The organism is Hyunsoonleella ulvae, from assembly GCF_016827605.1.
In the GTDB taxonomy this organism is placed as follows: Bacteria; Bacteroidota; Bacteroidia; order Flavobacteriales; family Flavobacteriaceae; genus Jejuia; species Jejuia ulvae.
In genome coordinates this window covers 44,340-65,088 of sequence record NZ_JAEPJQ010000007.1, presented here as the reverse complement: position 1 = coordinate 65,088, position 20,749 = coordinate 44,340, and the positions used below count along the sequence as shown (strand labels likewise).

Annotated in this window: 20 protein-coding genes; 7 read left to right on the top strand and 13 right to left on the bottom strand. The window is 32.2% G+C overall.

From position 1 onward, the window contains the following. Positions 1-19 precede the first annotated feature (19 nt). Positions 20-1,138, top strand: coding sequence for a GNAT family N-acetyltransferase (locus JS605_RS15550; protein ID WP_203258646.1), 1,119 nt, complete (start codon positions 20-22; stop codon positions 1,136-1,138). A gap of 55 nt (positions 1,139-1,193) precedes the next feature. Here the strand turns inward: JS605_RS15550 and JS605_RS15545 are convergent, their stop codons facing one another. The 3 genes from JS605_RS15545 to JS605_RS15535 form a co-directional block, all read right to left on the bottom strand. Continuing rightward, positions 1,194-2,453: an aminotransferase class I/II-fold pyridoxal phosphate-dependent enzyme gene (locus JS605_RS15545; protein WP_203258645.1), complete on the bottom strand. Its 1,260-nt coding sequence runs from the start codon at positions 2,451-2,453 to the stop codon at positions 1,194-1,196. 228 nt (positions 2,454-2,681) lie between these two features. Continuing rightward, positions 2,682-3,722 (bottom strand): PLP-dependent cysteine synthase family protein, encoded by a 1,041-nt coding sequence (locus JS605_RS15540; protein WP_203258644.1) that lies wholly within the window; start codon positions 3,720-3,722, stop codon positions 2,682-2,684. Between the two features lie 73 nt (positions 3,723-3,795). Beyond that, positions 3,796-5,865, bottom strand: a complete 2,070-nt coding sequence (locus JS605_RS15535; RefSeq protein ID WP_203258735.1) for a S9 family peptidase — start codon at positions 5,863-5,865, stop codon at positions 3,796-3,798. Between the two features lie 144 nt (positions 5,866-6,009). On the opposite strand from JS605_RS15535, the gene JS605_RS15530 reads away from it, so the two are divergent. Next, positions 6,010-6,327 carry a YbaB/EbfC family nucleoid-associated protein gene (locus JS605_RS15530; RefSeq protein ID WP_203258643.1) on the top strand — a complete coding sequence of 106 codons (318 nt, stop codon included), beginning with the start codon at positions 6,010-6,012 and terminating at the stop codon, positions 6,325-6,327. Positions 6,328-6,516: 189 nt separating this feature from the next. Here the strand turns inward: JS605_RS15530 and JS605_RS15525 are convergent, their stop codons facing one another. Then, on the bottom strand, positions 6,517-7,533 hold the full coding sequence (locus JS605_RS15525) for a threonine aldolase family protein (RefSeq protein WP_203258642.1): 1,017 nt from the start codon (positions 7,531-7,533) through the stop codon (positions 6,517-6,519). 297 nt (positions 7,534-7,830) lie between these two features. On the opposite strand from JS605_RS15525, the gene JS605_RS15520 reads away from it, so the two are divergent. Next, a complete protein-coding gene (locus JS605_RS15520) occupies positions 7,831-8,961 on the top strand; it encodes a hypothetical protein (protein ID WP_203258641.1) in 1,131 nt (376 codons plus the stop codon). Positions 8,962-9,013: 52 nt separating this feature from the next. Here JS605_RS15520 and JS605_RS15515 read toward each other — a convergent pair whose 3' ends face one another. The 7 genes from JS605_RS15515 to JS605_RS15485 all read right to left on the bottom strand — a co-directional run bounded on the left by JS605_RS15515 (position 9,014) and on the right by JS605_RS15485 (position 15,093). Then, entirely contained in the window at positions 9,014-9,313 is a 300-nt protein-coding gene (locus JS605_RS15515; RefSeq protein WP_317194161.1) for a beta-1,6-N-acetylglucosaminyltransferase, read from the bottom strand. Between the two features lie 8 nt (positions 9,314-9,321). Beyond that, positions 9,322-9,900, bottom strand: a complete 579-nt coding sequence (locus JS605_RS15510; protein WP_203258640.1) for a beta-1,6-N-acetylglucosaminyltransferase — start codon at positions 9,898-9,900, stop codon at positions 9,322-9,324. A 23-nt stretch (positions 9,901-9,923) separates the two neighbouring features. Beyond that, positions 9,924-10,946, bottom strand: coding sequence for a glycosyltransferase (locus JS605_RS15505; protein WP_203258639.1), 1,023 nt, complete (start codon positions 10,944-10,946; stop codon positions 9,924-9,926). 7 nt (positions 10,947-10,953) lie between these two features. Continuing rightward, entirely contained in the window at positions 10,954-11,991 is a 1,038-nt protein-coding gene (locus JS605_RS15500; RefSeq protein ID WP_203258638.1) for a glycosyltransferase, read from the bottom strand. A 443-nt stretch (positions 11,992-12,434) separates the two neighbouring features. Beyond that, positions 12,435-13,100, bottom strand: coding sequence for an HAD family hydrolase (locus tag JS605_RS15495; RefSeq protein ID WP_203258637.1), 666 nt, complete (start codon positions 13,098-13,100; stop codon positions 12,435-12,437). Continuing rightward, positions 13,090-14,058, bottom strand: a complete 969-nt coding sequence (locus JS605_RS15490) for an ATP-grasp domain-containing protein (protein ID WP_203258636.1) — start codon at positions 14,056-14,058, stop codon at positions 13,090-13,092. The genes JS605_RS15495 and JS605_RS15490 overlap by 11 nt, the downstream gene beginning before the upstream one ends. 15 nt (positions 14,059-14,073) lie before the next feature. Beyond that, complete coding sequence (locus JS605_RS15485) at positions 14,074-15,093, bottom strand: glycosyltransferase family 2 protein (RefSeq protein WP_203258635.1); 1,020 nt, start codon at positions 15,091-15,093, stop codon at positions 14,074-14,076. 219 nt (positions 15,094-15,312) lie between these two features. Between JS605_RS15485 and prfB the strand changes: the two genes are divergently transcribed. From prfB to arsC, 3 genes are all read left to right on the top strand, one after another. Next, positions 15,313-16,423 (top strand): peptide chain release factor 2 gene (prfB, locus tag JS605_RS15480; protein WP_203258634.1). Its coding sequence is split into 2 segments (ribosomal slippage): positions 15,313-15,375 and positions 15,377-16,423, totalling 1,110 coding nucleotides; the frame shifts between segments, so codons are not numbered across the junction. Continuing rightward, a complete protein-coding gene (locus tag JS605_RS15475) occupies positions 16,420-17,037 on the top strand; it encodes an HAD family hydrolase (protein ID WP_203258633.1) in 618 nt (205 codons plus the stop codon). Before prfB ends, JS605_RS15475 begins: the two co-directional genes overlap by 4 nt. Then, positions 17,037-17,378 (top strand): arsenate reductase (glutaredoxin), encoded by a 342-nt coding sequence (arsC, locus tag JS605_RS15470; RefSeq protein ID WP_203258632.1) that lies wholly within the window; start codon positions 17,037-17,039, stop codon positions 17,376-17,378. The genes JS605_RS15475 and arsC overlap by 1 nt, the downstream gene beginning before the upstream one ends. Before the next feature lie 365 nt (positions 17,379-17,743). Here the strand turns inward: arsC and JS605_RS15465 are convergent, their stop codons facing one another. Continuing rightward, positions 17,744-18,385: a peroxiredoxin gene (locus JS605_RS15465; protein ID WP_203258631.1), complete on the bottom strand. Its 642-nt coding sequence runs from the start codon at positions 18,383-18,385 to the stop codon at positions 17,744-17,746. Between the two features lie 188 nt (positions 18,386-18,573). Here JS605_RS15465 and fumC point away from each other — a divergent pair, with 188 nt between their 5' ends. Then, the gene (fumC, locus tag JS605_RS15460) at positions 18,574-19,971 is read left to right on the top strand and encodes a class II fumarate hydratase (RefSeq protein ID WP_203258630.1); all 1,398 of its coding nucleotides are present in this window, start codon (positions 18,574-18,576) and stop codon (positions 19,969-19,971) included. Positions 19,972-20,116: 145 nt separating this feature from the next. Here the strand turns inward: fumC and JS605_RS15455 are convergent, their stop codons facing one another. After that, the gene (locus JS605_RS15455) at positions 20,117-20,698 is read right to left on the bottom strand and encodes a Crp/Fnr family transcriptional regulator (protein ID WP_203258629.1); all 582 of its coding nucleotides are present in this window, start codon (positions 20,696-20,698) and stop codon (positions 20,117-20,119) included. Positions 20,699-20,749 lie beyond the last annotated feature (51 nt).

The window sequence follows — 20,749 nt, the reverse complement described above, 5'->3', positions numbered from 1 at the left end:
AGCTGTTTACTATAAATATATGATTACAATAAAAGAAGTAACTTCTAAAAGAGACTTAAAGGCCTTTATAAAATTTCCGTTTAAGATATACAAGGACTCTAAGTTTTGGACACCCCCAATTATAAGTCAGGAACTAAAGACTTTCGATAAGCGAGAAAATCCTGTTTTTAATGATGCGGATGCCCATTTGTTCTTAGCTTTTAAAGACGATAAAATTGTTGGCCGTGTAGCAGCCATTATAAATTGGCTGGAAGTAAAAAGCCAGGATCAAAAGAAAATGCGTTTTGGTTGGTTTGATTTTGTTGATGACCTTAATGTTTCCAAAGCCCTATTAGATAAAGTTGAAGCCATCGGCAAAGCGCATAACCTAGAATTCGCAGAAGGTCCGGTAGGTTTTTCCAACCTAGACAAAGTTGGAGTTGTTGATGAAGGTTTTAACGCTATGGTGCCCATGGTAACATGGTACAACCATCCATATTACACCAAGCATTATGAAGCTGCTGGATACATAATTGAAAAGCGTTATATTGAAAGTAGGTTTGCTTTTTCTAATGTGAATCCTGATACGTTCATGAAAGCGCAAGAACTTATTAAGAGAAGGTACCAACTAAAAGCACTTAAATTTACTAAGACTGAGGAGGTAATGCCTTACGCTGATAAAATGTTTGACCTCTTTAACGACAGCTATGCTGAATTATCAAGTTTTGTAGCCATAACAGATATTCAAAAAGCATATTTTAAGAAGAAATTTATCAGTTTTATAAATCCAGAATACATAAAGTTTGTTGTAGATAAAGATGACAAACTAATAGGTTTTGCTATAGTGATGCCTGCCTATGCAGAGGCATTAAAAAAAGCCAATGGCAAACTATTCCCATTTGGTTTTACTCATATTTTAAAGGCTAAAAAACAAAGTAAAGATGTTATTTTTTATTTGATAGGTATTCATCCAGATTATCAAAATAAAGGAATCCATGCGGTTATTTTTAATGAATATTACCACACCTTTACTGAAAAAGGTATTGAAACTTGCTACAGAACTCCTGAACTGGAGGAAAATACTGCCATTCAAAACATATGGAAGCATTTTGATCCCAAAGTGTATAGAAAACGGAAAACTTACAGAAAAGATTTATAACAAAAAAGGTTCGAAACAATTTCGAACCTTTTTTTATATTGAATACTGATAGTAATTACTCTCCCATAGCCGACATCACTGCTGCCGACAAACGCTTATAAGTCCCATTTTGCAACCTGTCTCTAATAGCATCAAAAGCATCTAGGGTTTCCCTAACATCTTCCAAAGTATGTGTTGCCGTAGGGATCATTCTTAATAAAATCAATCCTTTAGGTATCACAGGATAAACTACTATAGAACAGAATATTCCATAATTTTCACGTAAATCCTTAACTAAAGCCATAGCTTCTGGAATACTACCTTTTAAATACACTGGAGTTACACAACTTTGCGTAGTTCCAATATCGAAACCTCTATCTTTTAAACCAGATTGAAGTGCATTGACAACCTTCCATAAGTTTTGTTTTAACTCTGGCATTGTTCTTAACATATCCAGTCGTTTTAAAGCTCCTTTCACCAATTGCATTTGCAACGATTTTGCAAACATTTGAGATCGTAAATTGTACTTTAAATAATCTATAATTTCCTGATCTCCAGCAATAAAGGCTCCTGTACTAGCCATAGATTTAGCAAATGTGGCAAAATACACATCTATATCATCTTGAACACCTTGCTCCTCACCAGCTCCTGCTCCTGTTGCTCCAAGAGTACCAAAACCATGAGCATCATCAACAAAAAGCCTAAAATTAAACTTCTTCTTTAAATCTACAATCTCCTTTAATCTTCCTTGCTCTCCACGCATACCGAACACACCCTCAGAAATAACCAGGATACCTCCTCCGGTTTGTTCTGCCATTTTTGTTGCACGCTCTAAGTTTTTCTCTAAGCTGTCTACATCATTATGTTTATAGGTAAAACGTTTACCCATGTGCAAACGCACACCATCTATAATACATGCATGTGCATCAACATCATATACAATAATATCATCCTTAGCTACCAGTGCATCAATTGTAGATACCATTCCTTGATATCCAAAATTAAGCAAATAAGCTGCTTCCTTTTTAACAAACGCAGCTAATTCATTTTGAAGTTGTTCATGAAGATTTGTATGACCAGACATCATCCTAGCTCCCATAGGGTAAGCAGAGCCATACTCTGCGGCTGCTTCCGCATCCACTTTTCTTACCTCTGGATGGTTTGCTAAACCTAAATAATCGTTTATACTCCAGGTAATTACTTCTTTACCTTGAAACTTCATTCTGTTTGAAATTTCCCCTTCAAGTTTCGGAAACACAAAATAACCTTCAGCATGGGAAGCCCATTTCCCTAAAGGTCCCTTATCCTTGTAAATCTTATCAAATAAATCTTTCATCTACTATTAAAAATATATCTCTAAATTAAACATAATGCTTTTGAACTTTTATAGAGTTCCTTTATGTTTGAGGTATGAAGTTTTTCAGTTCTTAGTTAGTTACTGCAAAATTAAATATTTATCTGGTTTAACCACAATTTTTACTCTCCAATTATCGACAAAATAAAAAAAGAAATGGTTTTTTGCGATAAACAAAAAACCATTTTCAAAAAAGTATTTATTTACTTACTATTTTATGTACTGAATTTTTTGTGAGGCTTCTTCGTGAATACTATCAAAAAATCCTTGATCGTTCATCCACTTATCACAATACACTTTACTCATGTATCTAGAACCATGATCTGGAAATATTACTACAACCAAATCTTCCTTTTTAAACCTTTTCTCCTCACCTAGTTGTTTGATGGCTTGGATTGCCGCTCCTGAAGTATACCCTACAAACATACCCTCTGTTCTGGCAATTTCCCTTGCAGTGTGCGCACTATCTTCATCTGTTACTTTAACAAACTCATCAATAGTATCAAAATCTGTAGCTGCCGGTATTAAATTTTTCCCTAAGCCCTCTATACGATAAGGGTAAATTTCTTTTTCATCAAACTCTCTGGTCTCATGGTACTTCTTGATTACAGATCCAAATGCATCCACACCAATAATCTGAATATCTGGATTTTGTTCTTTCAAGTATTTAGCTGTCCCTGAAATTGTACCTCCTGTACCGCTACATGCCACTAAGTGTGTTATTTTGCCCTCTGTTTGTTGCCAAATTTCTGGGCCAGTAGACGCATAATGTGCATCTATGTTGAGCTGATTAAAGTATTGGTTGATATACACAGATCCCTTCATCTCATCATGAAGCCGCTTTGCCACTTGATAGTATGAGCGAGGGTCATCAGCACTTACATGAGCAGGGCAAACATAAACTTTGGCCCCCATGGTTTTTAGCATATCAATTTTATCTGCCGAAGATTTAGAACTAACTGCAAGTATACACTCGTATCCTTTTATGATGCTTACCATAGCTAAACTAAATCCTGTATTACCAGATGTAGTCTCTATAATAGTATCTCCTGGTTTTAATATACCTTGTTTTTCAGCTTGTTCTATAATGTAAAGTGCTATTCTATCTTTGGAAGACTGACCTGGATTGAAAGATTCTACTTTTGCGTAAAATTTCCCTTTTAGCTTTGAAGTGATGCGATTAAGTTTAACAAGCGGTGTATTGCCTACTAAATCTAATACATTGTCAAAAACTTTATTTTGTTGTTTCATAAATGTAATTTATCAACAATTGAAGTAATTCAAAATGATGATTTTAACTCGCCAAAAATAAGCATTTTTTTTGTTAGTGCCTAATCCCCTCTAAATCTAACAAAAAAGCATATTCTAAGGCTACTTCCTTTAAACTCTCAAACCTTCCCGAAGCACCACCATGACCTGAATCCATATCTGTATGCAGCAGAAGCGTATTGCCATCGGTTTTTAAGTCTCTTAACTTTGCTACCCATTTTGCGGGCTCCCAGTATTGCACTTGGGAATCAAGCAGCCCTGTTGTTACCAACAAATTTGGATAGTTTTGCTCTACCACGTTATCATATGGCGAGTAAGATTTCATATAATTATAAAACTCTAACTGATTGGGATTACCCCATTCATCATACTCTCCAGTTGTTAGTGGTATACTATCATCAAGCATTGTAGTTACAACATCTACAAATGGCACTGCTGCCAAAACGCCGTTGTATAGCTCTGGGTTGGTATTAATTATAACCCCCATTAACAAACCTCCTGCTGAACCTCCATAGGCATATAAATGTTTTTTTGATGTGTATCCTTCTGAAATTAAATGTTTTGAACAATCAACAAAATCAGTAAATGTATTTTTTTTAGTGAGTAATTTACCGTTTTCGTACCAGTGTCTTCCTAGGTACTCCCCTCCTCGAATGTGACTTATGGCATAAATAAAACCACGGTCTAACAAACTTAGCCTTATACTGGAAAACGAGGGATCTATAGTTGAACCATAAGAACCATATGCATATTGTAACAATGGGTTAGTGCCATCTAGTTTAATTCCTTTTCTGTAAACAATAGATATGGGGATTTTTACACCATCTCTTGCTGTAGCCCATATTCTTTTGGACTCATAATTGGCTTTATTAAACGCCCCTCCAAGAACCTCTTGCTCTTTCTTTATGTCTTTTAATTTCGTTTTAAAATTATAATCAATGACTGAACTGGGGGTTGTTAAGGAGTTATAACCATAGCGCAAAGTATCACTTTCAAAATCTGGATTGTTACCAATGTAAGCGTTATAGGTTTCATTATCAAAGGGCAAATAGTAATCCTCTGTACCTGCCCAATGCATAATTCTAATACGATTTAATCCGTTCTCTCGTTCATTAACTACCAAATAGTCTTTAAAAATTTCAATATCCTCTACTAACACATCTTCTCTATGCGGCAGGATGTCTTTCCAGTTTTCTTTGGTAGTATTAAATTCAGGGGTTTTACACACTTTAAAGTTTGTAGACTTATTTGCATTGGTAATGATATAGAAATGGTCTTTAAAATGCGCTATGGAATATTCTAAATCTTTTGTTCGTTTTTGAAATATTTTAAAATCTCCATGAGGCTTATCTGCATTAAGAATACGATACTCTGTTGATAAGGTACTAGACGAACCTATTACCAAATATTTTTTTGACTTTGTTTTGTACACAAAGGTGTTAAAGGTATCATCTGTTTCATGATAAACCTCAACATCCTTGGTAGTTTCTGTCCCTAAAACATGCTTTAGTATTTTGTAAGACCGTAATGTTTCCTCGTCCTTTTTGGTGTAAAACAAGGTTTTATTATCGTTTGCCCAAGTAATGCTACCCGTAGTATTCTTTATTTCATCTTGGTATATTTCTCCTGTTTTTAGGTTCTTTATTTTGATAGTATATTGTCTTCTACTAATAATGTCTGTTGAAAAAGCTGCCATGGTATTGTCTGGACTAATTGAAATCCCTCCCAACTTAAAATAAGCATGATTTTTTGCCATTTTATTACAATCAAACATTATTTCCTCTTCAGCCTCCAAGCTTTCTTTTTTTCGGGCATAAATAGGGTAATCTTTTCCTATTTCAAACCTAGTTATATACCAATAACCATTTAGTTTATAGGGTACAGATGTATCATTCTCTTTAATTCTGCCTTTCATTTCCTCAAACAAAGCCCCCTGAAAACCTTCTGTGTGCTTCATCATTGTCTTTGTGTAAGCGTTTTCGGCATTTAGATAATCCAACACTTCTTTATTTTCCCTTTCATTCAACCAATAATAATTATCTATTCTGGTATCGTTATGTATAGTGAGTTTATGCGGTTTTTTGTCTGCAACTGGAGGAGCTATGCTTTCTAATGTGTTTTTCATCTGTCTATCATCTTTACAAGAGGACGCAAAAATAAGGCATAGTATAATAATCTTAAGATGTTTTTCCACTTTAACAATTTTTAAATCAAAAATACCCTGTATTTTAATAGTTTTGTGCTCTACAAATTTATTTAACACAAGATTATGTTTGGAGATATGATGAATATGATGGGAAAACTTAAAGAAACCCAGAAAAAAGTTGAAGAAACAAAAAAGCGTTTAGATACAGTTTTAGTGGATGAACAAAGTAATGATGGCTTGTTAAAGATTACTCTAACTGCTAACAGAACTATAAAGTCTATAGAAATTGACGATTCCTTATTAGAGGATAAAGAGCAACTTCAAGATTATTTAGTTGTCACCCTAAATAAAGCCATAAAAAAGGCAACTGATGTAAACGAAGCTGAACTAGCTGCTGTTGCTAAAGAAGGTATGCCGAATATTCCTGGAATGGATTTTTAAAATAAAGCATTTCTTGAAACCCACCATCCACAGGACAAGTCACAGGGGGATTTCACTGGTTTCATTTTAGCTTTAAGCCAAAAATCGAAATTCTGTATTTTAGATTCTCGTATTCATGAATCTTCGATTTCACAAGAATGACAATTCCAACAGATACCCCAATGCAAGCATACGGGGAATTCTTTTCGATTAAAACGTTTTCATAAAACGTATAAGCTTTTCGTGCATAGCATCGGTATAGTCTAAATGTGTTACCATACGCAATTTACCTCCTCCCATTCCTATAATTAAAATATTATTTGCTCTTAACTTCTCTGTAAATTGTTGCTCATTAACATCTGGATTTAATTCAAAAACAACAATGTTAGTATCTACAGGTTGTACTTGTTTTACTACCGAAAGTTTATTTAATACGCTTTCTATCTCTTTTGCTTTTCTATGGTCTTCGGATAACCTTTCAATGTTATGGTCTAGAGCATATAGTGCTGCTGCTGCCAAATAACCTACTTGCCTCATATTGCCTCCAAATATCTTTCGTATCCTAATTGCCTCTTGCATAATTGTATTATCCCCAACTAAAACAGAGCCTACAGGACAACCTAGTCCTTTACTAAAACAAACAGAAATAGTATCAAATACTTTCCCATACTGCTCAGTAGTTTCATTTTTAGCCACTAGAGCATTCCATAATCTAGCACCATCTAAATGAAAACTTAAATTATTTTTATCACAAACTCTTCTAAGTTTTAAGATTTCATTGAAATCCCAACAAGCTCCACCTCCTTTATTTGTTGTATTTTCAACTTCAACTAAACTTGTTTTACTGTAATAGTACGCATCTGGATTTATTGCTTTTTCAACCTGATTTGCTGTAAACATACCGCGTTGCCCATCAATTAAATTACAAGACACCCCACTATTAAATGCAACACCTCCAGATTCATAATTATAGATATGTGCATACTTATCACAAATTATTTGATCTCCAGGTTGTGTTTGTAACTTTATCGCAGTTTGGTTAGCCATTGTACCACTAGGAAAAAACAAGGCCGTTTCTTTCCCAAACATTTCCGCAACCATCTTTTCTAATTTGTTTACCGTAGCATCTTCTCTAAAAACATCATCACCTACTTCAGCTCTCATCATAGCACCTAACATTTCTTTAGAAGGTTTTGTAACGGTATCACTTCTTAAATCTATTGTCATAAAACAAAAATCGTTAAAAAATCAATACCAGACGTTTCCAACATTAATTCATATTGAAATGTGAACTTGTTTGTAGGTAGTAAATATTGTTCTCACATAAGTGATTAGAACAATACTTCAACACATGATACCTCCGCTTTTTCAATAAAGACATCTTACTTTTTAACCGTAATTTTTTGAATTTCAACTATTCAGCGAATAAAAGAATGATTTATCCATTAAATTTTAAATTTACACGAGCTCTAAGTTTATTTGCAGTAGTTTTAATTAATGCTATTATCCAAAAATCATAAACTTATGAAAAAAACTATTTTAATTTTAACAGGAATATGTTTCATATTCTTTTCATGCCAGATCGAGAAACTTTCTTCTGAAGAAGAAACTCTTACCACTACAGAAAATGAGCTTACAGATAAAAATAAGCGTATTAAAGAACCTAAAGTAATAAAAGAATGCAAGGTTGTAGACTTGGACAGATGTGATTTAACGGGTTACACTGCTAACTTTTGGTGGCCAGAACAAAATGGTAATTGGACCCAAGGACTTTTTCATTCAGACGAAAATAACAATCTTTACTTTAAGGAATACGATAATGGAACTGCTCATATTTCAGGATCTACCATCCTAGGAGATTGTATTGTTAGTGTTGATGTATGGCTAAACAATAGGCTAGATTGGGAAGCATTTAGCAGTGTAGAAAATGGCGGTTCGTTCAAGGATGAAGAAAACGATTGTACTGACGTTGATCCAACTTCATTACATTATTATGTAATAGATTCTAGTAGAAGTACAATTACAGCAACTGGTGGTGATTGTTATCAAGAGGGAACTTTTGGCGTAGAACAAAGACCTGATCCTAATGATGATTCCACTCCTCATTTTGGAGTAATTGTAGGACCTGGTGCTGGTTTATTTGATGATTCTGATATAAACGCTTATGGTTTAAGTACATGGGGATGGCTTACTGACCTAGCCACAGGTGAGCGCCTTTATATTATTGACTTTAATTTTAATTTAGAATGCGAAGAGGACTGTGACACAGCTTATGCTATAGGAAATACACTTTCTGGTGAGGGAGACGATTCTACTTGCTTTATAGAAGATGGATTTAGTAGATGGGGATGGACAATAGGGCCACTTTCAGAAGGCGAATACACTTATGATTTCTACGCAGGTGCTGCGCATTGTGATACTGGAAAAGGCGAATTGGTAGGTACTGTTACCGTGAATTATAGTGCAGGTAACGTTAGTGTTACTTATAATATAGACGAAGACTATTATGAAAATGAAACACATACCTATGCCGGTAAATACGCTTATCCAACAAAAAATGGAGAGAATACTGTAGCTCCGGGACAATACACGATAACTCCTAACTTATCTGGAGAAATTTATATCATTGCTCATGCAGAAGTGTGTAAAAAATAACAGATGAGATAAGAATAAATTATTTATTCTAGTAGAGGCTAAGAAAAATTTCTTAGCCTCTATTTTTTATTAATACTTCCTTTAATTGATTTGATTGTAGTGTCTCAAACTTTCTTGCAAATAGGCAATCAGATTTCTCTATTTCTTGTAAATGTCTCTCCGTAAGAATAGCTGGTAACTGACTATATTTTCCAACTCTAGTTGATTCCCAATCTATATACCTTAAATTATTATTTACCACTCCATCTTTAAACTTGGAATTCATTATAACAGTTTGGAAATAATATTCTTCTGGACAAAAGGTACAAGTTAATCTTTTTATTAAAACAGGAGTGTTTTTAGTGTAAGACACAACATAATTTAATGTTTCCCTAGAAAGGCTCCACCATGTAGAACCTCCATAAAAATTAGGTAATTTAGAGCTAAAGCTCTCTTATATCTTATTTTTTTTTGAATTCTCACAATTCGCCATAACAATTTAATGTACCTTTTGGCATTAATTATGTCGTATAAATGATAATACTCAATTCTATCGAAACCACCATTTTTATTATCCCACGATTTCAATGGGAATATAAAATATTCTAGATAATCTTTTGGCAAAATACTTAAGCCTATAGACTTAAATACTTCTAGTTTTTGGATTGGAAAATCCTGACCGCTTATTAAGTGAAAAAAATGATTTTCATGTTCTTTTAAAGCCTTATTAGCTAAAAACAATATAGCTTTTAAGTGATTTAACCCTCCCCAGTTTACTTTATATTTACTAGATAGAATCTTTACATTATTGATTGTTTTTATTTTACTTAACTGTTCTCTGGAGAGTTTACTTTTTTTATCTATGTGGATATAAAAATTGAAGCTGTTATCAAAAAAACAAATTATATCAACTAAATTATCAAAATCTTTATATGCGGTTATTAAAATAGCCTGCTTCATTTTTATTGTTTGTACAATTGCTTCTATTTAGTAACCATATGATGAATTCTTACCATAGTAAAAAGCAAAAATCTATTATTTAAAATATAATTTAACATCCTATATTTGAACGTATTATACTTATTACACATAAAATATTGTATTGGATAAACCCCAATATTTGTTAATGCGGAAATATTTTTTTTAAATGTATTAATGCCAAACCTAGCCCTAATCATTTTTATTATAGTAAAAAAGACAAATGAATCGCGTCTTGACTTAATATGCTCTATGATAATATCCTTGTGAGCTATTGATAAATGTTCGAGACTAGTTATAAAATTCTCTAAATCAAAAATTAAAGCCAGGAAATATTCTGCAATTCTTTTTTTAAAACTTTGAGTTTTTGTTCGCATTGTAGATTCCGGACTTTGGAAGTATCTATATACAGAAACTGGAGAATAAGCCACTCTTGAAGCAAAAATAAATAAGCGATATGTAAATACTACGTCACCATCATAACCAGTAACTTTTTCATCAAAACAATGTTTTTTTTCAACTAAATAGTCTCTTCTGGCAATATACCACCAAATTTCTAGCCTAAGATCTTTATTTTCTTTAAGATACTGCGACCCTGATATAATTTTAGGCAATTCATAATCAACAAAAGACTTATCTTCACTAAATAAGTTTTCATCATTAGTAACTCGAGTATGAAAACCGAAGACATCTATATTATTGTTTAATGAAAACTCAATTATTTTGCCTAGCATGTTATGGGCGATATAATCATCTGCATCTATAAAATAAACATAGGAACCTTTTGCTAAACTTAAAAGTTTGTTTCTAACCTTTACTACACCTTCATTTTTATTTGAATATAAACGAATATTGTTAAAAGTTTCTGTGAGACCTGTAACAATATCTTTACTCCCATCTGTTGAACCATCATCATAAACTATTATCTCATAGTCACTTTTGGGGATATCTTGTTCCAATACCGATTTTAAACATCTCTCAATGTAAGATTGGGCATTGTACATGGGAATCAAAATACTTAGTCTCATATAATATCTATAAATCTAAATTTATCAATTTTAAACGATAAAGTACTCTAATGGGGTATAATGATAAGTAAAACAAATATTTGTGGTTAAAAACAAATGCGGTTAATTTAAATTTTTTATGGTTGTATTGCTCTCCAATAAAACCCTTCAAAGGATAAACTCCTATTTTTTTTAATTCTGAAAGCATCTTATGAATTCTAAATACAGACAATCTAGACTTTAATATTTTAAAAAACATGAAGTATACACTTACCACACTTTTGTACTTAATACTCTTTGTAATTTCATTAGCATTTGAGTACTGTTTAGCTTTAACTTGATTTGACAAATCATTAAACCTCATAACCAAACTAATATAATCATCAATTACTTTTACTAAATGGTTCTTATCGTTATTGTTCATTATAGAATCATGAGTCTTAACATACCTGTGGGCATCTACGGGTAAAAACATAGTTTTATCTGCTTCTAAAAAAATGTTGAATGTAAATACTGCGTCTTCCATAAACTTCCCCTCTTCAAACTTAAAACCCTTTTTCATCAAATATTCCCTCTTAATTAAATACCACCATGCTTCAAGTCTATGGTATTTATGTTTTACTAGAAAATCTTCCCCCTTTAAAACTTTAGGTTTTCTAAATTCAAGTTTGGATTTGGTTGTATACATACCTGTTTCAGTAGTTGGGATTGTGTTAAAACCTACTATGTCCAAATCAAACTTTTGGGCATAACCCAAAATATTTCCTATTGTATTGTGAGCCAGGTAGTCATCAGAATCAATAAAATAAACATAATTTCCTTTAGCCAATCGCATCCCTATATTTCTAGAAGCACCTAAACCTTTATTTTCCTGACTATAGGTAGAAATATTTTTGTAAGCATGGGCAAAATAATCAGCAATTTTAGATCCGCCATCCACTGAACCATCATCGATAAGTATTATCTCGTAATCTTCGCTATTTATATTTTGATTTAGTAAACTTTTTATACATCTATCTAAGTGGTTTTCGGCATTGTAAAATGGTACTATGATACTTAACTTCATACTATTAGTTCTGTAAAGTAAAACTAAGAAATATGGTATTTACATTCCAAAAAAAACTTATGTTTGAGTAAAATTAATTAGTCAGTCAAAATTATGTCAGTATTGCTTTCTTCTACTTATGGTGTTTCCGCACAAAAATCAAGGTTACTTTTTTTCTACCTGTAGTATTAACCTGTGCAGTAATTTGTTTGTTTATATTTCCAACTAATGAGAAATTTGGTTTTGGCTCATGGAGGAAAATGCACCTGTAGAACTTTTAACATTCATCATTTTTTTAATCTCAGGTGTTTATGGCATTTATACTGTTAGAAAATTTAAAGCAAAAATCACAAACTATACAAATAAGATGAAAATAATATCTACAAACAAAAACAAAGCTAATATCTTTCTATTTTGTCTTAACCAACTGAAAACACAGCCCAATTTCATTTAGTTTTTACTTTTTAGATCAAATCAACAATACTGTTAAAATAATTAATAGTATAGTGTGGCAGATAATTTAAGTTTGGTACTTTTTCTCTATTTTGCCGGTGAATATTTACTCCACGATCCTTCATACATATAGTTGTCCAACCTATACTATTTGGTGTTACAAAATCCTTGTTAAGATTATCACCAACATAAAAAAAATGTCCTTTTCCGAAAACATCTTCAAAGTATTTATAATTTTTTACGTTTGGTTTTTCGCTACCAAACTCTTCAGAGATTATTATTTCTGAAAACCAATTATTTAGTTGTAGAGCATGAATTTTATTTCTCTGTTGATGCCCCCTACCATCTGTTAGCAAACCTACATTAACATGTTCAGTTTTTAACTTATTCAGCACATCTATCCTATCTTGAGGTAATTTTAAATTTGGTTTATGAATCCTGTATGTATTTAACAAATCTTCTTTTTTGAATGAGGAACAGTATTTTTTAATTACACTTTTGAAAACATCCAATCCTTCATTATAAAATTCCAACATTTCTTTATAAATAACATAATAATCTACAGATACCTCCTTGCCAAGAAGTTTTGATATTTCTTTATATGCAGACTTTAAATAATCAATTTCATAGTAAAGTGTATCGTCAAGATCGAAAATAACAACAGGTTTATTCGACATAATTATTTATTATAATTTCATCATCATATCTTAGCATCAATAAGTTTTCTTCCCAATCATCAAAGTATTCTACTGCCTCGTTTAACATATATTCTTTAATAATCCATTTGGGGTAATTGCCTTTTGCCAAATAAGATAATGGGAATCCCCCACCAAACCTTGGGTTTATTTCTATGCCTTTTATTTCGCCACTCTGATTATGTAGAAAAAACTGCGCTGTTAAACATCCTCGCGCCCCATCTAAAACTGAAAAATTTTTATCAATAAATAGCTTTAATGCATTACGCTTAGTAACTCCCTTACTTACCTCTCCTGCCCTTACCTCCAAGCGTTTTCTAGGAATAACACATTTTAAATTACTGTTTTTATCATAATATAGATCACAGGTATATTCATCGTATAATTTAGAATCTAAATATTCAAAAAACCTAAGAGACTTCTTTTTCAATAGATGTTTTGAGAGTTGTGATTTCTTTTTGATTACGAAGTTATTTTTACCTCCACTACCATTCACTGGTTTTATAAAAATTGGAAGTTTATAATCGTCTTTTGCATATTCTTTAGCAACACCTACATTCAATTTTCTAAATAAAGCATGGGTACTTATCTTATCTAAACATATTTTAATTAAGTCTTCATCTGAAACTACAATGTTAATATTGTGATTCAAGAACCTTTGCTTATTTTGGGATAAAATCAATAATTCTGTATCAATTGTGGGTATAACAAGCCTTATATCATTTTTAATACATTCTTTTAGTAAATCATCAATATATCCTTCATCTTGTACTTTGCATGTTTTTATGGATGTATCAACTATATTGGATGCAGGAGATAAACTTGGGTTAAAATCGGCAACAAACACCTTACCTGATGGAAAGAAAGCTTTTAACTCTTTTGCAAAAGCTCTTACCAATGAGACCCTTCTACCTCCTGAAGTTATTAAAATATTGTTCATTCTATAAAACTAGTTTTATTTTTTTAGTTTTAAAATAGGATTGGCTATTAAGAAAAGTAGAAAATAAATATTTTTTATATTAAATAGTCTTACCAAAATAGTATAAAATAAACCACCGTAGTCTTTACCTAAAAAAGCCTTTAGTGGATATGCTTTTATTTTCTCCATACCACTTATTATATCTTTTGCTTCTTTTAATTTAATTGTCGATTTCAACATTCTAACCATCAAAAAAAACACGAATGACTGCTGTCTAGATTTAAGTCTCCTAATACTATCCATTTTGGATGCGTGATTCACTTCAACAAACTCTATTATTCCACTATAAACATAAGCCGCATTGGCATTGTCATGTATTACTTTTAGATAGTGACTAGGTTCTCTACTAGTCATTGCAGAACCTTTAACTTTTACATGTCTGTGCGCATCAAGCGGTAAGTGTCCTATTTTTTTTGTTTTCGTTAAAAGGTTAGCGGTAAAAATAGCATCCTCCATCCACCTTCCTTCAATAAACCTTAAATTTATTTTTTTTACAAAAGCTCTTTTAACAATATACCACCAAACTTCATTTTTAAAACAAAAATCTCCTATGAAATCGATACCTGATTTTTTCTCAACAACAAATTGCTGCTTTGGATGAGTAAAAGACTTACTAAGATTAAATTTTTCTGTTCCTAAGGATACAAATGTTAACACATCTAATTTACTTTTCTCAGCATTTTCCAGTATACTTTTTAAGACATTTGATGCTAAATAATCATCGGGATCGATAAAGTAAATATATTCTCCAATGGCTAAATCTAAACCTTTATTTCTTGCACTTCCAACACCACCATTCTCTTTACTATAAACTTTGATGTTTTTCGAACTAGATGCGATAGATTTAGCAATCTTCAAACTATTGTCAGTACTACCATCATCTATAATAAGTATTTCATAATCGTCTATCAATAAATTCTGATTTAAAAGACTTTCGATACAATGGGTTAGGTAATCTTCTACGTTGTATAGTGGTATAATGATACTTAATCTCAAAAAAACTTTATTAATACTTTATTTAAGAATTTTCAGCATACTAAAAGTGCCATCTCAAATAAAGGGTTTTGGTTTGTATTAGGTTATTGTAATCAAATATAAATTTTTGACTTTTTATCAGACCAAAGAATCCGATAAAAAGTATTAATTATCTATTAAAAAATGAATCAAATTTCGATTTAAACATTTAAATTCTATTTTTGCCCAAAACCTATATTTATGATAACATCAGATAGTATTAAAAACCTTAACACCCGCCTAGACAAACTTAGGCACTATCTTTGACATAGATGCCAAACTTATAGAGATACAGAACGAAGAAGAACAAACCTTTGATCCTAATTTTTGGAACGATCCTAAATCAGCCGAAACTCTAATGAAATCACTTCGTGTGAAGAAAAAGTGGGTTGAGGATTTTAAAAATATAAAAACACTTATTGAAGATTTAGAGGTTATCTATGAATTCTTTAAAGAAGGGGAATCTACTCAAGAGGATGTTGAAAACCGTTATGAAAAAGCAGCTACGCTATTAGAAGATATTGAGTTTAGAAATATGCTTTCTGAAGAAGGCGATAGTCTAAGTGCTGTTCTCCAAATTACAGCTGGAGCAGGTGGTACAGAAAGTTGTGACTGGGCTAGTATGTTAATGCGTATGTACTTAATGTATGCTGAAAAAAGTGGTTTCAAGGTAAAAGAACTAAATTTTCAGGAAGGCGATGTTGCTGGAATAAAAACTGTAACTATAGAGATTGAAGGCGATTTTGCATTTGGATGGCTAAAAGGTGAGAATGGAGTACACCGCTTAGTACGCATCTCTCCTTTTGATAGCAACGCAAAACGTCATACAAGTTTTGCTTCCGTATACGTTTACCCTCTAGTTGATGACACTATAGAAATTGAAATAAATCCTGCAGATATAGAGATTACCACAGCTCGTTCTAGCGGTGCTGGTGGACAAAATGTAAATAAAGTTGAAACTAAAGTTCAGTTAACCCATAAACCTACTGGCATACAGATTTCTTGTTCTGAAACACGATCGCAACATGATAATAGATCCAGAGCTATGCAAATGCTAAAGTCTCAATTATATGAGATTGAATTGCAAAAGCAATTATCTCAAAGAGATGATATTGAAGCTAGTAAAATGAAGATTGAATGGGGAAGCCAAATTAGAAACTATGTAATGCACCCATATAAGCTAGTAAAAGATGTAAGAACCAATCATGAAACAGGGAATGTTGATGCTGTGATGGATGGTAATATTGAAGCATTTTTAAAAGCATATTTGATGATGATGGGGCAGAAAACAGAAGACGACAATCAATTATGACAAAAATAGATACGATTATATTTGATTTAGGAGGCGTTTTAATTGATTGGAATCCAGAATATGTTTTTTTAAAGGCTTTTGATGGTAATCGAGAAAAAATGCAATGGTTTCTGGATAATGTTTGTACCATGAGCTGGAATGAAAATCAAGATGCTGGTTACCCCATAGCTAAAGCTAGTGAAGATTTAATTGAAAAATTCCCAGATTATGAAATGTATATAAGGATGTATTATGGAGAATGGGAAAGCATGCTAAATGGTCCAATTCAAGGCACTGTTGATATCCTTAAATGTTTATTACAATCAAAATCATATAAAATTGTGGCTTTAACAAATTGGAGTGCTGAAACCTTTCCTATAGCACAAAAACATTTTGAATTTTTAAAATGGTTTGAAGGTATTGTTGTTTCTGGAGAGGAAAAAACTAGAAAGCCTTATAAAGATATCTTTGAAATCACTTTAAAAAGGTTCAATATTAAAGCTGAAACATCAATTTTTATTGATGATAATGCAAAAAATATTGAAATGGCAAATACACTTGGGATAAATGGTATACAATTCTCTACCCCTAAACAACTTATCTTAGATTTAAAGAACTATAATATTACTATATAATGATAACTATTTACCACAATAATCGCTGTAGAAAATCAAGAGAAGGGCTTGAGATACTTAAAAATTCGGGAAAAGAATTTGAAGTTGTTACTTATTTAGAAGATATACCTTCAAAAGAAGAGCTAGAGAAAATCATAAGTCTTTTAGATATTCAACCTATTGAATTGGTAAGAAAAAATGAGGCTATATGGAAATCTGATTACAAAGGAAAAGAATTAACCAATGATGAGATTATCACAGCAATGATAGAAAACCCTAAACTTATTGAAAGGCCTATAGTTATTAATAAACAAAAGGCTGTTATAGGAAGACCTCCAGAAACGATTCTAAATATAATTTAATCTACCAGAATACAAGAGATTCAATTAGTATTGATGGTAGTGTATAAAAAAAGGAAGCATAATATGCTTCCTTTAATATTTAAAAATTATGTGTCTTAACTCTGTAGACGCTTCGCTTTCTTTTCTTCTCTAATCTCTTTAAGTCTTTCTATTAAAGAACCTCCAATCCAGTAAGGTATAACGAAAGTTAACAAGAAAATCATTAACCAAAAACCTATGGTTAAAATGGTTAAAAAGGCTAAAAATCCTAAATATTGGTCAAATTCAAACATCATTAGTAAGCGTCTTTAGTAATGTTTTGCAAATTTAGCATAAAGCATTTTGTTTTACAAAATCAAATCAAGATTTATTAACAATTTTTTCAACTAATCTAAATTAGGTTGCGGCGTTGTACGCAAATAAGGCTTCACTACCTTATGCCCTTTTGGAAACATACTTGGTATATCTTCTGTGGCTATAGCTGGAGAAACTACTACATCCTCACCATTATTCCAATTTGCTGGTGTAGCCACTTTGTGGTATGCGGTAAGCTGTAATGAATCGATAACCCTTAGCAACTCATCAAAGTTTCTACCAGTAGAAGCAGGATACGTTATAATTAACTTTACTTTTTTATCATCACCAATAACAAAAACAGAACGTACAGTTAACTTACTATCGGCATTTGGATGGATCATATCATATAACTCAGATACCTTTCTATCTTCATCTGCTATAATCGGAAAGTTAACAGTAGTGTTTTGGGTCTCGTTAATATCTCCTATCCATCCTTTATGAGATTCTAAACCGTCAACACTTAAAGCTACAACTTTTACATTACGCTTATCAAATTCATCTTTATACTTAGCTACTGTACCTAATTCTGTAGTACAAACAGGAGTATAATCAGCTGGATGAGAAAATAATATCCCCCAACTATCTCCTAACCACTTGTGAAAATTTATTTCTCCTTCAGTTGAATTCGCTTTAAAATTTGGAGCTTCGTCTCCTAATCTAATTGTTGCCATAATATTTTAGTTTATATAATTAATTTATAAAATTCTTAATCCTACTAAATTAATAGATTTAAGGTTTTAATCAGAACTAAAATAGTTATTTATATGTTAAAAAAGAACTGCAAAAACTAACAAAAATCATATTCAAAACATCATTAAAAAAACTAACTTTGCAGCTTACTTTTTAATATCCAAATAAGATGAGTTTTAGAATAGAAAAAGACACCATGGGCGAGGTAAAAGTGCCTGCAGATAAACTTTGGGGAGCGCAAACAGAGCGATCTAGAAACAATTTTAAAATTGGACCTAGTGGTTCTATGCCTTTAGAGATTGTATACGGGTTTGCATACTTAAAAAAAGCAGCCGCATATACAAATTGTGAACTTGGGGTACTTCCTATTGAAAAACGTGATTTAATAAGTAAAGTTTGTGATGAGATTTTAGAAGGGAAACACGATGACCAATTTCCTTTAGTAGTATGGCAAACTGGATCTGGCACACAAAGTAACATGAATGTTAATGAAGTAATTGCCAACAGAGCACATCAATTAGCTGGTAAAGTAATTGGAGAGGGAGATAAAACCATCCAACCTAATGATGATGTTAACAAGTCGCAATCCTCAAATGACACCTTCCCCACAGGAATGCATATAGCTGCTTATAAAAAAATTGTAGAGACAACAATTCCTGGAGTAAAACAATTAAGAGAAACCCTAAATAAAAAATCGCAGGATTTTAAAGATGTTGTAAAAATTGGTAGGACACATTTAATGGATGCTACACCATTAACATTAGGACAAGAACTTTCTGGCTATGTAGCGCAATTAGATTATGGGATTAAGGCTTTGGAAAACACGCTTAAGCACTTAAGTGAGTTAGCGCTTGGAGGTACCGCCGTAGGTACAGGTTTAAATACACCTAAGGGCTACAGTACACTAGTAGCAAATTATATTGCAGAGTTTACTGAATTACCTTTTGTTACTGCTCCAAATAAATTCGAAGCCTTAGCTGCTCATGATGCTTTAGTGGAAACCCATGGAGCCCTTAAACAATTAGCCGTTTCACTAAATAAAATTGCGAACGACATTAGAATGATGGCTTCTGGTCCTCGTTCTGGAATTGGAGAAATAATTATTCCTGCTAACGAACCTGGAAGTTCCATAATGCCTGGGAAAGTTAACCCAACCCAATGTGAAGCACTTACCATGGTATGTGCTCAAGTAATTGGAAATGATGTAACTGTTTCTGTGGGTGGTACACAAGGACATTATGAATTAAATGTTTTTAAACCTGTTATGGCTTACAATGTTTTACAATCTGCGCAGTTAATTGGAGATGCATGTGTTAGTTTTGATGTTAATTGTGCTGTTGGAATTGAACCCAATTATACTGTAATTAAAGAGTTATTAAACAACTCTTTAATGCTGGTTACGGCACTAAACACCAAAATAGGCTATTACAAAGCCGCAGAAATAGCTAATACTGCGCACAAAAATGGAACTACCCTTAAAGAAGAAGCAATTAACTTAGGATATGTTACCGCAGAAGATTATGATGAATGGGTAAAACCTGAAGATATGGTTGGAAGCTTAAAATAATTTTAAACTTGAAAATAATATATAAAAAAAGCAGGTAAACACCTGCTTTTTTTGGTCGGTTAGCTATTAATCCTCTAAATGAATCTATCTTAGAAGATATCGATACAAATATATAATTAACAAATATTTTACAAGATAACATTTGTTAATACAACGATTCTTTCAACTTTTTTCTTATTCTACTTAATTGAACAGGGGTTATACTTAAATATGAAGCAATATGATATTGAGGTACTAATTTATCTATATCTGGTATATCTGATTTTAGTTTTAAATAGCGTTGTGAGGCATTTAACGAAATTAGCTCTAATTGTCGTTTTTCATATCGCATAAAAACTTTTTCTAACATAGAGGTATATAAATTACTAACCACTATATCTGTAGCACACATTTCCCTTAATTCCTTGTAGTCTATTTCATAAAGAGTACATTGCGTGATAGTCTCGTATACTATTTCTGAGGGAGCATTCTTTATCAAGGCTGTTAGAGATCCAGCAAAGTCCATTGCAAAGAAAAAACGTTTATTAAACTCTTTTCCTGATTCTGAAGTTACGTAGCAACGCATTACTCCAGATATTAGTAAATATACTTTCGAAGGGACTTTTCCGAGTTCATCTAGTTGCGTATTCGCATCAATTTTTTTAAACTGAGAAATGCCTTTCAATTTCAAAAAAGTGTCTTCAGGTATATGACCAAAAGAGTCTAAAAATTCATCATTATTAAACATTAGGGTTATTTTGGGTTGGTTGGTACCCGCAATATAAAATTTGTTTACAAT